We start from the raw sequence: 16035 nt of genomic DNA on the forward strand, positions 1-16035 counted from the left end.
AGAAATTTGTTTCTTAAGGTTGCTATGAGAAGTTCTATTTATTCAGTATTTCTGCAATGGAAGCAACCGCTCTTTAAATAGGAAAACATTCACCTAATGGCTAAGAATGTCGTCGCCATTGCAGGCTTATCTAGTGTTTCTGAGTTTGAGGGTCTGACGATCGTGCAAAGTCAGGGAGATGCAGGGACTATCGCCGCTAGTTAGCCCAACCTGGCGATCGCTGTTCTTGAAGGAGTACAAGCTGGCACTTTGGATAGCAACAGTTTTGCCTTTGCCTAAACTCGCGTTGATTTGACGAACCAGTGCCCCTACTGCATTAAAGAGGTAGGAATATATTACAACGCATCATTGACTCCTCCGTTGAATTCTTTGATCCCCCCACTACAACCTACGAGAACGAGAATAAGTATGCCTCCCAAAAATATTGTTATCTCTCTGGACGGCGCAACATTTTCTATTGTCAAGAACTATCTAGAAACAAACCAACTGGATTCGGATACGGGCTTAGGATATCTCGTCAATCGAGGAGTTTTTGTCCCAAGTACTGTTATTACACCGTCCCTGACAGCACCTAGCCATATCGCGATCGCTACTGGTTCTACGGCAGCAAATAATGACATTAATGCCAACTCGTTCCACTTGATTAGAAGCCCTTTTAATACAAATATCAGTGGCTTTGGCGCACCGATCGGTGGATACGATGCCTTGCATGAGGATAGCTCAGATCCACACGGTGGCTATGCCCATGAGGATGAGACTCCAACGGCTGAACCCTTGTGGGTACGCCTACGAGAAGCAGGCAGGACAGTTGTTGCAGCAACATTTCCGGGTGCTGATGGAGCCACGATTTGATTACCCGGTGTTGATCCTGCCCCTGTGATTCAATCCAGCAATGTGCGAACAGTGGATTACACGGTGCCATTTGGCACTTTTGGTGGTTTGGGAGCCAGAGGCTTTAGCTTAGATGCTGCTGATTTCACAGTGGATGCAAACGAAGCCATCACTGATCTTACAGCTCTAGGAATTCAGTCATTTAGTGATGTTAAAGTCGCTGAGCTAGAAGACATTCCTGCTCAAGGACAAGGTAGTTTGACTGGGGGCAGCAGCAATGCGTATAACTTGCAGGCTGTTGCGATCGACACGACAGACGATCGAGTGGTGAACTACAACCAGTTGATCGTCTTTGATGCAAATCGAGGCATTGAAGCACTAACTGGCAACGCTCCTTCAACCGGATCGGCAGTTCTCAATACCTATGATCAGACAATCAGCCCCTTCTTCTTTGAAAGTAGCAACAACGTAGTTGGGGCATCATTTGTCCTGACGAATCTGGCTCCTGATCTTTCTACAGTTCGGCTGCTTCGGACATCAGCCAATTACATTCCCCGTCCGGCTGATAATCCTGGAGTTCTTGCCAATGTTGATGATATCAACAACACGGTTGGCTTCTGGCGACCGCAGCCTGATTATCGTATTCCCGAACGAATTTCGCCCGGACTGGAGGACTTCCCCGATGTCGAACTGGAGGCTGTTTATCAAGACCTGGTAGAAACCTTTGTTGATTACCAAACGGATGTCTTCTTGAGAGCGATCGAGCAGGAACCCAATGCAGATCTGGCATTAGGCTACATTGAGCAACCCGATGGTGCTGAGCATCAGTTTCTGTTAATTGATCCTCGCCAACCTAGCGATTTCACAAATCCTTATTCCATTGGGGCAGGACAAGATCCGGCAAAGGTCGATCGCTATCAAGATTATGTCTTGAACGCATATCAAACCGTTAGTGATGCGGTGCAGCGTGTCATTGATACTGTAGGGGTTGATGAGAATGGCGATCCTAACAGTAACATCATCATTACCTCGGATCATGGCTTTGCACCCTTCCATACTGCTGTAAACATGAACAATATCCTGGCAAATGCTGGGTTTGATCCAAACGAAGTTCGAGCCGTGACAAGTGGTCCAGCAGTGAATATTTACATCAACGTGAAGGGGCGCGAACCAGACGGTACGGTTGACCCCAGTGAGTATCGAGAGTTGCAGCAGCGAATTGTACAAACGCTGGAAAGCATACAAGATACCAATTCCAGCTATGCTCTCGATGGAGCTGTTGATTTATTCGACAAAGTTTATGAACGTCCTGTTCCTGAAAATCCTACGGCTGAAGATATCATTACAGCAAGAAGTGAGTTTATTGGACAGGATACCGGTGATGTTTTTGCACTTTTAGATTTGGGTTACAACTTTGATGGTTTCCAACCTACTGTACTGCGTAGAGATGATACTACCCCTGTACAGGATCAACAGCCCATTTTTTCTGTGCCAAACTTCTATGGAGCACACGGGTATGATCCCAACTTGCCCAAGATGCAGGCTATCTTTCTAGCGGCTGGTCCTGATTTTAATGCGGATGATTTCTCCGATCTGGATCAGATTCGTAGTATTGATATTGCTCCGACACTGCTTGATTTGCTCGGTGTTGAGCCTGCACCAGCGGTTGAAGGTGAGTCAATTCTTGATCCAGACACAGGAAATGATCTTGAAGCCACACTGGATGCTCTTGATGACTATCTCCAGGATCTTATTGGCAATGGTAGCGCAGTGTTGGCTGATGCTCGAGATGCTCTGATCAATGCCTTTGATGACCTTGAAGGTGATATCGACATCGCAGATATTAATGACATCCTGAACTTGGGAGGCGATCGTCTCGTCAATACCGTCACAGATCTAATTAGGGACGGGAGAGACAGCCTTCTTACAGATTTAGAAGTGAATTTCGGGTTGCAGAACCGAGATGGATTTCATCTTGTTCCGAACAGCAATGACTTAAACCCCTCAATTGGACTAGAAACCAGTAGCTTGACTTCTTTGAATTCTGCTTTAGCTTAATTCAATATGCTCTTGCAATTCACCAGTTCGTTCAATCGAAACACTCCCGTTCTTAGATAGAGAGCTCTAGGATACGAAGCCACTCTATCCGTCACCACTCGTTGCGGTGATTGTCCCACTATCTCATGGACTGGGCGACGCTTTTCGCTCAGCCTCACATCCACCGTTAATGCGGGCTCTATTCATGCAGCCTTTATTGAGATTGCTCCTTACTGAAATTGCTTCTTACTGAGATTGCTCCTTATATAGATACAGATATAGTGAAAATTCATTGGAAAGCGATCGCTCTATAGAAGCTATAAGCAAATACCCAGAGTGATCCACCAAGATGGTAAGTTAATCCTACTCATCGTAAAGTCGTGCGGCTGCGATTTGCATCTTGTCTTTTCCCCTGAATCTTTTCCCCTGAATCTTTTTCCTGGTTTGCAGTCTGGATCGAGATTAATTTGCAAACTCCTAATGTTCTTAATTGATAGACGGCACAGCCAATTTGTCTATAGAAATTTATTGATAGATAGCCAAGGCTGAAACAGAGTTTCTGCGGAAATTACGAGATATTGATCCGAATTATCTTGGATCAATAGAGCATTCTTGATGCTCACAATTACTTAATTGCCCTTGATTTGCGGGAATTAAGCAAATGCTTATAGAGATTATTTGATAATCATTTCAAAAATTATCGACTTAACTATATACTTTGCTCTGGAAAGCTGTACACTACTTACAAGATTGAAAAACTTCAGTCATAACCCCAAGTTACGCAAGCTGCGATCGGAGTTAAGCCAAAATCAAAGTTTTGGTCTCTGGCTGCAGATTTAGTGATGGGATAAATTCTGTCACCCTGCGTTGATCAAGTTGCGGTTTTCATAACTCGCTAAAGCTCAGATTTTTATCAGCATTATCGCGATTTGTAGGCAGCTACGGTAAGCACGCTGTTAGGAGGTTCTATGTCTACTTTTTCTCATTTGTCTCGTCGTAAGTTTATTGTGACAGCGGGCGCGACGGCAGCAGGTGCAGTTTTACTAAAAGGTTGCTCGCAGCCTGGAGCGAATACTGCGTCTAACAACACGTCTAGCGCAGCCGCACCCAGCCCTGTTGCAGCCGGAGATGCACCGGAAACGACAAAGGCAACCTTGGGTTATCTGCCGATCGTTGAATCCGCCCCCCTGATTGTTGCAAAAGAGAAAGGCTTCTTTGCAAAGTACGGCATGACTGACGTGCAGGTGGTGAAGCAGGCAAACTGGGCAGGCGCACGCGATAACGTGGTGATTGGTACGCAGGGCGGCGGCATTGATGGCGGTCAGTGGCAGATGCCTATGCCTCACTTGATCACTGAAGGCATTATCACCAACGGAAACAAGCTGCCGATGGCGGTGCTGATGCAGCTCAACACCCACGGTAACGGGATTGCCATTGCAAACGCTCACCAGGGCAAGCAAATTGGTCTGAAGATCAACGACCCCGAGTACATCAAAGGGTTCCAGGCCGCTAATGGACGCCGATTCAAAGCCGCCTTCACCTTCCCCAACGCCAACCAGGATTTCTGGATTCGCTACTGGTTTGCAGCAAGCGGCGTTGACCCCGACAAGGACATCGAGCTAATGGCAGTGCCTCCGGCGGAAACCGTGCAGGGCATGAGAAACGGGACGATGGATGCCTTTAGCACAGGCGACCCCTGGCCCTATCGCATCTTGAACGACAAGATTGGCTTTATGTCTGCGCTCACGGCTGAAATCTGGCAGAACCACCCCGAAGAGTATTTTGCAATGCGGGCAGACTGGGTTGAGGCAAACCCGAAGGCAACCAAAGCACTGCTCAAAGGCTTAATGGAAGCGCAGCAGTGGTGCGATCAGCCCGAAAACCGCGAAGAGATGGTCAATATTGCGTCTCGCCGTCAGTATTTTAATGCGCCGAAAGCTGTTCTTACAGGACCCTGGAGTGGCACCTATGAAATGGGCGACGGTAAAGCGGCGATTAATGATATCAACAAGGGTTCGCGCTACTGGAAAGACCCTAACGGCAACAGCATTTCCTACCCCTACAAGAGCCACGACCTCTGGTTCCTCACCGAGTCGATGCGCTGGGGCTTCCATAAGAATGTGTTGACCGACTTCGACGCTGCTAAGAAGATTGTCGATCGTGTTAACCGGGAAGACCTCTGGCGCGAAGCCGCAAAAGAAGCAGGGTTCACCGCAGATATTCCCAAGGAGACGAGTCGCGGTGTGGAAACGTTCTTCGACGGCATCAAGTTTGACCCCGAAAATCCACAGGCCTATCTGGACAGCCTCAAGATTAAGGCGGCTTAATGTAGCGGCTTCATCCAGTGCAGGCGATACCGGTTAGGGGAGTGTGACCCTCCCTGTTTTCTTCCTCACAAGACCGTTAACTTCCCTCCTGTTTTGTCCAATACGACATTTACCTCACCTAAGGAAAGTTCATGACTGCCACAGTAACTAGTCGTCCAAAGACCGGCTCTGCTTTTGATCTTCAGAAGTTTCTCAAGAGTCCGATAGCTAGCATCATTCTGCCCATCCTCGGTATTCTACTTTTCCTCGCCATCTGGCAATTTGTGTCTCAAGTTGGGCTGATCAAACTTCCCGGACCGATCCAGGTATTAACCGACGAGCGTAGCCAATACTTGATCCTTAATCCTTTTTACTACAACAGTGAGCTGGATCAGGGTCTGTTCCGACAAACAATGGTAAGTTTGGGTCGGGTGGCTCAGGGCTACGGTGCAGCCGCGATCGTCGGAATTGCAGCCGGAATCTTTGTTGGCAATAGCCCGATCGCCGACAAAATGTTTGACCCGCTGTTTCAGTTCTTGCGGATGGTAGCTCCGCTGGCGTGGGTTCCGATCTCGCTGGCTGCACTGCAACAAAACGAACCTGCGGCTCTGTTCGTGATTTTCATCACCTCGATCTGGCCCATTCTGATTAATACCGCTGTGGGCGTGCGCGAAATTCCCCAGGACTATAAGAACGTCGCGCGAGTCCTGCAAATTTCCAAGCCCAAGTATTTCTTCAAGGTCTTGATTCCCTCTGCGCTGCCCTATATCTTCACTGGACTGCGAATTGCGATCGGTCTGGCTTGGCTGGCAATTATTGCGGCAGAAATCGTGATGTCGGGTGTGGCTGGGATTGGGTTCTTTATCTGGGATGCGTATCAGCAAAACTATGTGAGCGAGATTATCGTTGCCGTGGTTTATATCGGTGCGGTGGGTCTAATTCTTGATCGTCTGGTGGCTTACATTCAAAAGCTCATTGCTCCCCTGCAATAGGCCACGTAGACCCTTGTAGGATGCGTTAGTGAAGCGTAACGTATGCAATTCCAAAGATTGATGCAGTTCATTGAGCAAACAAACAGAACTGACTTTTTAAGAATTGATGTGTTACGGCTACACCTAACCCATCCTACGGTTCTCAAACTAATGCAGAGAATGAATGATTTAGCTTCTACCTGGTGTTGTTCGCTCGATCGCTGTTCGCTTCATCTCTAAATCAGCATCTCTATCGCTCGTTTTCCTCCTCATTCATCCCTTACCCTCTATCTCCCAATTCACTATGTCAGTCTTTGTTGCCGTTGATAATATCGAAAAGGTTTTCAACCTTTCGGGTGGCGGAAAGTACGTTGCACTGAAGGGCATTGACCTCGAAATCAAAAAAGGTGAGTTTGTTTCGTTGATTGGTCACTCTGGCTGCGGTAAGTCGACGCTGCTGAACATGATTGCCGGGCTGGATCTGCCCACCGAAGGCGTCGTCAGCCTCGAAGGCGATCAGATCAAGCGACCCGGACCCGATCGCATGGTGGTGTTTCAAAACTACTCGCTGCTGCCCTGGATGACGGTGCGTGAAAACATTGGTCTGGCGGTCGATGAAGTGCTGAAAGGCATCTCGAAAGAAGAGCGCAGTGCGATTATTGAGCAGCACATCAAAATGGTGGGCTTGCAGCACGCAGCCGATAAGCCTCCGGCTCAGCTTTCCGGCGGAATGAAGCAGCGGGTGGCGATCGCACGAGCACTGGCAATTCGTCCGAAGCTGCTGCTGCTGGATGAACCCTTTGGCGCACTCGATGCCCTGACCCGAGGCAACCTGCAAGAGCAGCTCATGAAGATCTGCGAAGAGAATCAGGTTACAGCGGTAATGGTGACGCACGATGTGGACGAAGCCGTGCTGCTTTCCGATCGCATCGTCATGCTCACCAATGGTCCCGGCTCTAAGATTGGCGGCATTCTCGAAGTGGATATTCCCCGCCCTCGCAAGCGGATGGATGTGGTGACGCACCCCAGCTACTACAGCCTGCGATCGGAAATTATCTACTTCCTGAACCAGCAAAAGCGGATCAAAAAGCTGCGGGCAAAGAAAACTGAGCCGATCGCCCGTCATGGTTTGGAAAAGATCAACCTGGAATTGGGCTTTGTACCGCTCACAGCTTGCGCTCCGCTGGTGGTCGCAAAAGAAAAAGGCTTCTTCACCAAGCATGGATTGGATGAGGTGAGCTTGGTGCGGGAAACGAGCTGGCGCGGCATTGTAGACGGCATTACAGGTGGTTATCTGGATGCAGCTCAGATGCCTGCCGGAATGCCAACCTGGTTTACCGTCGGCGGACATCAGGACACGCCGCTGCCCGTAGTGAGTTCACTGACCATGACCCGCAACGGCAACGCAGTCACGCTCAGCAAAAAGTTTTACGAGCAGGGCGTTTACAATGCAGCTGACCTGAAGCGAATGCTACTGGAATCGACCGAGCAAGAGCATACGCTGGGCATGGTTCACCCGTCTTCGATGCACAATTTGCTGCTGCGTTACTGGCTGGCATCGGGCGGTATTGATCCCGATAACGATGTGCATCTGACCACGATTCCTCCGGCGCAGATGATTGCTGACCTCAAAGCAGGCACGATCGACGGCTATTGCGTGGGCGAACCCTGGAACCTGCGATCGGCGATCGAAGAAATTGGTTTCACCGTTGCAACGGATCTGGAGATCTGGTCGGGTCATCCGGGGAAGGTGCTGGGTGTGCGCGAAGACTGGGCAAATCGCTATCCCAATACGCACATTGCGCTGGCAAAAGCGTTGCTGGAAGCTTGCCGCTACTGTGCTGACCCTGCCCATCACGATGAGATTCGCGAAATGCTGTCGCGTCGGGAGTACCTCAGCACGAGCATCGATTACATTCACTTGGGCGATCCGAACGGGTATGTGTGTAATCTGGATCAGCCGATGCGCGAGTATGCTCACCATTTGTTTTATGGCGATGGCGTGAATCGCCCAAGCCGGACAGAGCACTTGTGGATGATGACGCAGATGGCGCGTTGGGGCGATATTCCCTTCCCACGGAACTGGATGGAAATTTTAGAGCGAGTGTGTCGCGTGAGCGTTTTCAGTACTGCCGCACGTGAACTCGGTATGCTGGACATCAAATATCGTCGGGGTCCGATCGAACTCTTTGATGGCATTCCGTTTGATGCGGAAGAGCCGATCGGGTACCTGAACAGCCTCGCCATTAAGCGTGACTTTAGCGTGGCAGAAGTGGCGATCGATGTCCGCCGACTAGCGGCATAGGAGGGGTGAGGGATAGGGATGGAGCCGCAATGCGAGATTTTAGATCACTTTACTTCTTTGTAAAAATCGATCAATTTGTCTCCGTTGTCTCCATCCTTTTACTAATTCATCTCGGTTTGACACCCTATTCAGAAATTTGTTGACACAATTGCTCATTTTCCATTGGTAAAACCCATGCAAATTCTTAATCAAACTGGCCTTGCGTCTGCCAACTCTCGTGTTGCCAATGAATCTGGATCGTTCCTCAGCGTTAAAGGTGTTTCTAAGGTTTATCCAACTCCGAAGGGCGAATATGTCGTTCTCAAAGATGTCAACCTGACCATTAACGAAGGTGAGTTTATCTGCATTATTGGTCATTCAGGCTGCGGCAAGTCTACATTGCTCAACATGGTTTCGGGCTTCAGTCAGCCGACGGATGGCTCGGTGCTGCTGCGGGGCAAGCCGATTACTAAGCCCGGACCCGATCGCATGGTGGTGTTTCAGAACTATTCGCTGCTGCCTTGGCTGACGGCGTTTGAGAACATTTACCTGGGTGTGGACTCGGTTTACAGCGACAAATCTGAAGCCGAAAAGAAGCAAATCGTTCGCGATAACCTGGCACTGGTCGGACTGTCGGATGCAGCAGAGAAGAAGCCGACTCAGCTTTCCGGCGGAATGAAACAGCGGGTGGCGATCGCTCGTGCATTGGCAACCCGTCCCGAAGTGCTAGTGCTAGATGAACCCTTTGGCGCACTCGACGCGATTACCAAAGAAGAACTGCAAGAAGAGCTGCTGAAAATTTGGAACGAGCATCGCTGCACGGTATTGATGATCACCCACGATATTGACGAAGCTCTCTTCCTGGCAGACAAGCTGGTCATGATGACCAACGGGCCTGCCGCCAACATTGGCGAAGTGATGGAAATTCCGTTCCCGCGTCCCCGCGATCGCGATCGTATTATGGAAGACCCAGAATACTACAAGCTGCGAAACCAGGCACTTGACTTCCTTTATAACCGCTTTGCTCACGATGATGAATAGGGATGCTCAGTGAGCCTGTGCGGCTCTAGGTTCTGGCATTTAGGCTTCCGGTTTGAGCTTGGAACGCTTTGCCGATAAGACTTCAGCCTGAAGCTTTTTTCCAAAATCTAGGGCTTCTTTGTGCGAATCAGGAAGGTTAAATCTTCTGGATGAATGCCTGCTCCTACCCTTACTCCCTCTACCATTTTGGAAGAGCGGGCAGGGGTATTTTATTTGAAGGGTTGCCAAAGTGAAGTCATAACGACTATGATATAGGAGAAAGGTGAAGCAGGGGTAATCCAATATTGCCGTTCATCTGGAATCGCTACTTCTGAAGATTTATGTTCAATTTGAACGGAGACTCTCTAGCAAGCGTTATAGCGTAGGAAAAGAATTTTATCGATCGCTTGCTCTATCTACCAATTCACCTGCAACAATCAGAGCTGACTCACCTTCGTTTAAGCATTCTCAAAGAGGCACAGTTTATGACCGCTACCGTTCCATCCCTTCAGCTTCAGCAATCGAGCGTTGTTGACACCCTCAATCGTCAGCAGGCAAATGCCCTAGTTGCCTACCTCAACTACAAGAAATATCACTGGCTCACCTTTGGTCCGCTGTTCCGCGATCTGCACCTGTTGTTTGAAGAGCAGGGCGGCGAAGTGTTTGCATCAGTAGATGAACTCGCCGAAAGAAGCCTGATGCTCGACGGCGAACCGGTTGCAGACCCTGCAGAATATCTGCCCACCGCTAGCGTGAAGCCCTCCGCAGGCAGGCTCTCGGTGAAGCAAATGATCGAAGAGGCGATCGTCACCCACGAGCTGATCATCACCGAGATGCACCAAGACGCAGAAGTTGCCACCAACGCAGGCGATATTGGCACTGCCGATCTGTACACCCGCCTGGTTCAGGTTCATCAGAAGCATCGCTGGTTCCTCAAAGAGATCCTGAAAAAGGGCGATAACTTAGTTTCGTAGTTCCACTGTCCGATCGTGGAAGTCCCAACTCTTCTACACTGCCCCTCAATCTGTCAAGCTGGGGGGCTTTGAGCTTAAAACTAAGATTAAAACACCGAGATGAAAACAATGCTCGGTTTATCTCAAGGTCACGAGCGAGAAGAGTGCTTTGGGTCACGATAATGGCTTTTCAAACTGCTTTTTACATCGATCGCGATAAGCAGGTTTTGTGAGCCCAACGCGGCAATCATCCGATATCTCCAGTAAAATAAACCCCCTGATACTCTGTCTCAGCCAGTGCTGAAGAAAAGTCAGGGGGTCTTTATGATCTGCTGAGTTTTGGTAAGGTTTTAGGTCAAAGATTATGCCTGTGTTTGCTCTGCCGGATTAAACTCCAGGGCAACGCCATTCATACAGTATCGCTGTCCGGTAGGCGCAGGACCATCGCTGAAGACGTGTCCCAGATGTCCACCACAGCGAGCGCAGTGAACTTCAACTCGCGTCATGAACAAAGAGCGATCGACCGAAGTTTCGACCCCACCATCGATCGGGGCAAAAAAGCTGGGCCATCCGGTTCTGCTGTTGAATTTGGTATCTGAAGTAAAGAGCGGCGTGCCACACCCAGCACAGGTGTAGGTTCCAGACTCATAGTTCTTATCGAGCGGACTGGTTCCCGCCCGTTCGGTTCCATGCTTTCGCAGCACATGAAACTGTTCGGAGGTCAGTGTTTCGCGCCATTCGGCTTCGGTCTTTTGCACTTCAAACTGCTTATCTTTGGAGGAAGTCATAAATTTGCTTGGATTTGCTCAGATTGGCTGAATCATGCAGCTTCCTCGATCATAGTGGAACCTTTGCGGATTCTGGTGTTCGCAATTTCCCTACTGCATCCTCCTACCGCATGGCTCGTCCATGCTGCCGCTCTCGCACTTGCTGTCTGCGCTGTTCCATTTGCCGCTCATACCAGTTCATGAGGGGGGTTGCGCTAATGCCGTGCAGGATGACGGAAATGACGATCGTCGTAAACGTGATCCAGGCGATTTGCTCTCCGGTCTCTGCCCGCAGTCCTTCGCCCAGGGCATAGGCGAGATAGTAGATCGAACCTACTCCCCGAATGCCAAACCAGCCAAATAGCCAGGGACGGATCGGGTTCTGGTGTTCGCCTATCGTACTGATCCATGCCCCGATCGGTCGAATCACAAAAAACAGCAGTCCGGCGATCAGCAGCGATTGGGGCAAAAAGCGGATGATCGGCTCCCAGCGTAGGAGCGATCCCAACAGCAAAATCGTTCCCACCTCCAGCAGTTTTTCGAGCGTTTCGGTAAATTCGATTTGGGACTCCTGCTTGTCGGGATTGCGATAGCTTCGCTGTGCCACGATACCCGCGACAAAAACACCCAGAAAGCCATAGCCGTTCACCAGCTCGGTCAGGGAGTAGGTCAGCAAAATCATGGCAAGGGCGACGAAATCTTCCATCAGGCTGTCTGCCGGACGAATTCGCTGAAGCCGCTTGTCAATTTTCACCACAGCCCTAGCAACCAGAACGCCCATGCCAAATCCGGCGGCGATCCCCCAAATCAGATCGATGGCTGCCCACTGCACGATCCAGTTTTGCCACTGGTTATCTTTGATCCAGTGCAGTCCAAAGTAAACAAAAGGGAAGGCAAGTGCATCGTTTAAGCCGCCTTCGGAAGTCAAGCCAAACCGCAGTTCGTCGCGATCGTCGGGATGAGAGAGCTGCACCTCGGATGCCAGCACCGGATCGGTCGGAGCTAGGATTGCTCCTAGCAAAATCGCAATTCCCCACGACATGCCTAGAAACTGATGCCCTGCCCAGGCGATCCCAAAGATAGAAATCGGCATCAGCAGCGCAATCAGCCGAATCGTTGAACCCCAGGCGTGCAGCGTCAAGACACGATTCATCTTTAAGCCGCAGCTAAACAGCGAGATCAGCACCACCATTTCGGTGAGTCGCTCTAGAAGATCGGTTTCGGGTCGCACTTGAATCAGGTTCAATCCGTAAGGACTTAGCCCAATTCCCACCACCAGATAAATTAGCGCGTAGGACAGCGGTAAACGACCGATCCAGCCCGATCCGAGAGTCACGAACAGCAGCAGAATCCCAATTACCAGCAGCTCAAGAATGTAAACGTCCACAGGAAATTACGTTAGAGGAGTCAACCTAATTTAGGCGCAGGACGATCGCCGATCAAAGTCCCAGGAGATAGAGTTTTAGCCCTGGCTCCTAAACTGAAACTCTAACCCGGACGACGATCTCTTACCCCGAAAGCCAGATTTCTTTCAATGCCATTAAAGCTAAACCAGCAATACAAACGGAATCGTACAAACGACTCAAATTTTATAAATTGGATACGGCTTGTCGTTTTTGTTTTAGAACAAGCAATTCACGGACTGATTATGGCACAAGCACTGGGAAGAGAAGTCACCGACAGCGAGGGAACCGTCTGGAACTGTGTTCAGGCATACGCAGAATTAGCTGAAAAAACAGACAAAGAAGACCTCGCTAAAGTCAAAGGCGAAGAGGCTTATTGGGTGGTTTGTACACCGAGCGGTGGGGCGCAGTCGGTGCGGGTCAAGCTTCCACAGGACTGGGAAAGCGCCTGCTCAGATGAAGAACTGCTAGCGACAATTCAGGCAAATCAGTGATCGGATCGATCGCCTGCCAGAAAAAATCCCGTTTCCCTACGTTTTACCCTTGCTCCTTCGCGCTTCATCTTTACTGCCCCTGACTCCAGCAGAACTGGTATTCTTAACCATATTGCAGTGATCTCAGGAGTACTTTCGTAACGCCTTGGAATCGATAAGATTCGCTGGCATTGCTCCACCGTGATCTGGCTTGTGGTTAAGGCAGCAATTTGTTACAGCAGTTCGTTGCAGCGAACCGGGAAATTAGGAAGATGATTACTTTATTCATTCTGTTTGCAGCGATCGCCATTCTCGCCTGGGGATTTTATCGCGCAAGACCCTTTGGCAAGCTGGGAATTCTCGCCTGGCTTCAATCTGTCGCACTGATGGCTCCCTGGCTACTGGTGTTTGGCGCGCTTGCTGTGGGAGTGACGTTTAATCTTGCAATCGTGCTGCTGCTGCTGCTGCTGTCGATCGCGGTATATATTCTGCTGGGGCGGCAGCTTCGGGCATCGGCAGAGCAAGCCGGACTGATCAATCCCGTTTCGTCGCAGGCGGCAGCGTCTTCCCCCTCTTCTGACTCTTCCCCATCCTCTGAAGAAGCGACGATCGATCGACCTGCGACAGAATCAACTCGCACTACCCAACCACCTGGAGCCAAAACCGCCGACGCTCCCCTGATGCCCGCAGAAGAGATTCAAACTATTAAGGGCATTTTTGGCATTGAAACCTTTTTTGCAACTGAAACGATTCCCTATCAAGAAGGAGTGATTTTTAAGGGCAATTTGCGGGGTGAAGTGCAGCCTAGCTTCGATCGACTCACCGCAAATCTGCAAGAGCGGACGGGCGATCGGTATCGGCTATTTTTGTTAGAAGGACTGGAGGGCAAGCCCGTGGTGATTGTGCTGCCTCGCGCCCCAGAGAAAAAATCGGTGGCGATCGCACAGTGGATTCTATCGCTGGTGCTGATTGTAGCCACAATCGCGACCTGTCTGGAAACGAGCGGATTGCTGCGGGGGTTTGACTTTTTCAGTGAGCTAACGCGCTGGCGCGAAGTGTTGCCGGTAGCCTCTGGAATTTTGCTCGTGCTGGCAGCGACTGAAATTGCCCACCGGATCACCGCAGCGCGACAGCAAATTCGCCTCAGTCCGCCTTACTTTATTCCTACCTGGCAAATTGGCTCGTTTGGCAGCTTCTTTCGCTTTGAGTCGGTCTTGCCCGATCGCAATCGTTTGTTTGACGTTGCCTTTGCTGGATCGGCGGCAGGGGGAGCGGTTTCTCTGAGTTTGTTGGTGGTTGGGCTGCTGCTGTCTCGCCCGGATAGCCTTTTTCAACTGCCTGCCAATTTCTTTGAAGGCTCGCTTCTGGTGGGAAGCCTGGCGCGAATTGTGCTGGGAGAGACGCTAAAGCAATCGCTGGTTGCAATTCATCCACTGGTGCTGGTGGGCTGGATCGGGCTGGTCGTTACCGCAATTAACCTGATGCCTGCGGGTCAGCTCAACGGTGGACGCATTGTGCAGGCAATCTACGGCAGAAAGGTGGCAGGACGGACGACGATCGCCACGGTGATTGTGCTAGGTCTGGCTTCTCTGGTGAATCCGCTCGCGCTTTATTGGGCAGTGCTGATTCTGTTTTTGCAGCGCGACCTGGAACGTCCTGCCCTGAACGAGTTGACCGAGCCAGACGATGCCCGGGCTGCACTGGGTTTGCTGGCTCTGTTCCTCATGGCGGCGACGCTGCTGCCTATCACGCCTGGGCTTGCAGGTCGGCTTGGCATTGGTAGTTCTTTTTGAGGTGAATCTCATGGCAACCACTCCCCCCGTAATTCTGGTGTTCGACGTTGGTGCATTGTCTGGCTCAACCCCAACTGAATGGCGCGAGTTTTCGCGGGTGGGGAGCTGCTGTGTGCCGCAGGTGATCTATGAGGAAATGAAGCTGCTGTTCGAGCGATCGCCTGACCCCGATCTGGAGCGCATTGCCAAATCGTTCAACCGCTTTTATGCGACGAGCGGCTGGCGCATTACCGATATCAGTGCCCCTCATGCGGCGTTTAAGGTGGCTTCGGGGCAGGCGTTAACTCGCCGGGCAAGGCTGTCGCTAGCGGTGGGTCGTTGTGGTTATGGGCTGGCTCAAACCTATCCTGGCAGTCTGATCGTGGTTGCCACTAAAGATCGGCTACTGCTGCAAAAGCTGTATGACATTCCCTGCGTTAATCTCTGCGGCGTTCCGGTTGAATCGCTGCTGCAATGGAGCCGGACAGGTCAGCGTCCTATCCAGGTCAGCCAGCGGCTTCAGCAGTTTCGTGTCGTTCACGATCTGCCGCCCAACACCACCCTGCTGAACGAGGGCTATCAGCGCACGTCTCCCAAACGGCATTCAGCAACCTCGCTGACTCCGATGCGAAAAGTCTCGTCTGTGCCGGATTGGTTTCCCGATCTGGTATCGCTATTAATGGCAGCGGGCGGATTGGCAGTAGCAGGATATTTTGTCTGGCAAATTGTCCACAGCCCTCAGGTACAACAGCTATTTTTCCGTCCGGTTAGTCCCCAATCTCAGTTAGAAATTCACCCGCGACAGCAGGCTTGACAGAACCTTGAAGATTGGATAACCTAATAAAGGTGAAGCGGCTGACATCAAAGATTGGCATGACCGCTCATTAGATACGCCCCCATCGTCTAGAGGCCTAGGACACCTCCCTTTCACGGAGGCGACGGGGATTCGAATTCCCCTGGGGGTATCGCAAAGCCAATAGCAATTAAGCTGTTAAAAAACTCAGGCTTTTAAAACGCTCTTGATGCAATACTTAGGAGCTTTTTGCATTGGAAATTGCATTAAAAACTTGCGTTAACAACTTTCTGTTGCGGCAGTTGGTACAGGTATAGCGCTACGCAATCACGTTAGGGCAGTTTTTGAAAGCAGCGTCGACACAATCACGAAAGGTTTCAAACTCATCCCATCGCTGTCGCATCCAGTTCTTCAGGACAAACCAC

At 50.5% G+C, this 16035-nt stretch carries 12 protein-coding genes, 1 tRNA gene and 1 pseudogene; 11 read left to right on the top strand and 3 right to left on the bottom strand.

Annotation, left to right across the window (positions count from 1 at the left end):
- Nucleotides 1-408 precede the first annotated feature (408 nt).
- The 7 genes from H6F80_RS29080 to H6F80_RS10450 all read left to right on the top strand — a co-directional run bounded on the left by H6F80_RS29080 (nt 409) and on the right by H6F80_RS10450 (nt 10423).
- On the top strand, nt 409-852 hold the full coding sequence (locus tag H6F80_RS29080) for an alkaline phosphatase family protein (protein ID WP_199296491.1): 444 nt from the start codon (nt 409-411) through the stop codon (nt 850-852).
- 24 nt (nt 853-876) lie between these two features.
- A complete protein-coding gene (locus tag H6F80_RS10425) occupies nt 877-2889 on the top strand; it encodes an alkaline phosphatase family protein (RefSeq protein WP_199296492.1) in 2013 nt (670 codons plus the stop codon).
- A 947-nt stretch (nt 2890-3836) separates the two neighbouring features.
- Nucleotides 3837-5195, top strand: a complete 1359-nt coding sequence (locus H6F80_RS10430) for a CmpA/NrtA family ABC transporter substrate-binding protein (protein ID WP_190791495.1) — start codon at nt 3837-3839, stop codon at nt 5193-5195.
- A 131-nt stretch (nt 5196-5326) separates the two neighbouring features.
- Nucleotides 5327-6166 (top strand): nitrate ABC transporter permease, encoded by an 840-nt coding sequence (gene ntrB, locus H6F80_RS10435; RefSeq protein WP_190791496.1) that lies wholly within the window; start codon nt 5327-5329, stop codon nt 6164-6166.
- A gap of 283 nt (nt 6167-6449) precedes the next feature.
- Nucleotides 6450-8450 (top strand): ABC transporter ATP-binding/substrate-binding protein, encoded by a 2001-nt coding sequence (locus tag H6F80_RS10440; RefSeq protein WP_190791497.1) that lies wholly within the window; start codon nt 6450-6452, stop codon nt 8448-8450.
- A 174-nt stretch (nt 8451-8624) separates the two neighbouring features.
- Nucleotides 8625-9470: a nitrate ABC transporter ATP-binding protein gene (locus H6F80_RS10445; protein WP_190791498.1), complete on the top strand. Its 846-nt coding sequence runs from the start codon at nt 8625-8627 to the stop codon at nt 9468-9470.
- Nucleotides 9471-9934: 464 nt separating this feature from the next.
- A complete protein-coding gene (locus H6F80_RS10450; RefSeq protein ID WP_190791499.1) occupies nt 9935-10423 on the top strand; it encodes a Dps family protein in 489 nt (162 codons plus the stop codon).
- A gap of 341 nt (nt 10424-10764) precedes the next feature.
- On the opposite strand, the gene msrB is transcribed toward H6F80_RS10450, so the two are convergent.
- Both msrB and H6F80_RS10460 read right to left on the bottom strand, forming a co-directional pair.
- On the bottom strand, nt 10765-11190 hold the full coding sequence (gene msrB / locus H6F80_RS10455; protein ID WP_190791500.1) for a peptide-methionine (R)-S-oxide reductase MsrB: 426 nt from the start codon (nt 11188-11190) through the stop codon (nt 10765-10767).
- Between the two features lie 103 nt (nt 11191-11293).
- A complete protein-coding gene (locus H6F80_RS10460; protein ID WP_190791501.1) occupies nt 11294-12556 on the bottom strand; it encodes a cation:proton antiporter domain-containing protein in 1263 nt (420 codons plus the stop codon).
- 261 nt (nt 12557-12817) lie between these two features.
- Between H6F80_RS10460 and H6F80_RS10465 the strand changes: the two genes are divergently transcribed.
- The 4 genes from H6F80_RS10465 to H6F80_RS10480 all read left to right on the top strand — a co-directional run bounded on the left by H6F80_RS10465 (nt 12818) and on the right by H6F80_RS10480 (nt 15782).
- Nucleotides 12818-13066 (top strand): hypothetical protein, encoded by a 249-nt coding sequence (locus H6F80_RS10465; protein WP_190791502.1) that lies wholly within the window; start codon nt 12818-12820, stop codon nt 13064-13066.
- 251 nt (nt 13067-13317) lie between these two features.
- On the top strand, nt 13318-14838 hold the full coding sequence (locus tag H6F80_RS10470) for a site-2 protease family protein (protein WP_190791503.1): 1521 nt from the start codon (nt 13318-13320) through the stop codon (nt 14836-14838).
- Between the two features lie 10 nt (nt 14839-14848).
- Nucleotides 14849-15631, top strand: a complete 783-nt coding sequence (locus H6F80_RS10475; protein ID WP_190791504.1) for a PIN domain-containing protein — start codon at nt 14849-14851, stop codon at nt 15629-15631.
- A gap of 78 nt (nt 15632-15709) precedes the next feature.
- Nucleotides 15710-15782 (top strand) — tRNA-Glu (locus H6F80_RS10480).
- A 147-nt stretch (nt 15783-15929) separates the two neighbouring features.
- Here the strand turns inward: H6F80_RS10480 and H6F80_RS10485 are convergent.
- Nucleotides 15930-16035: pseudogene (locus H6F80_RS10485) on the bottom strand (IS630 family transposase); the annotation flags it as partial.

The organism is Leptolyngbya sp. FACHB-711, assembly GCF_014695615.1.
GTDB lineage: Bacteria > Cyanobacteriota > Cyanobacteriia > Elainellales > Elainellaceae > Leptolyngbya_A.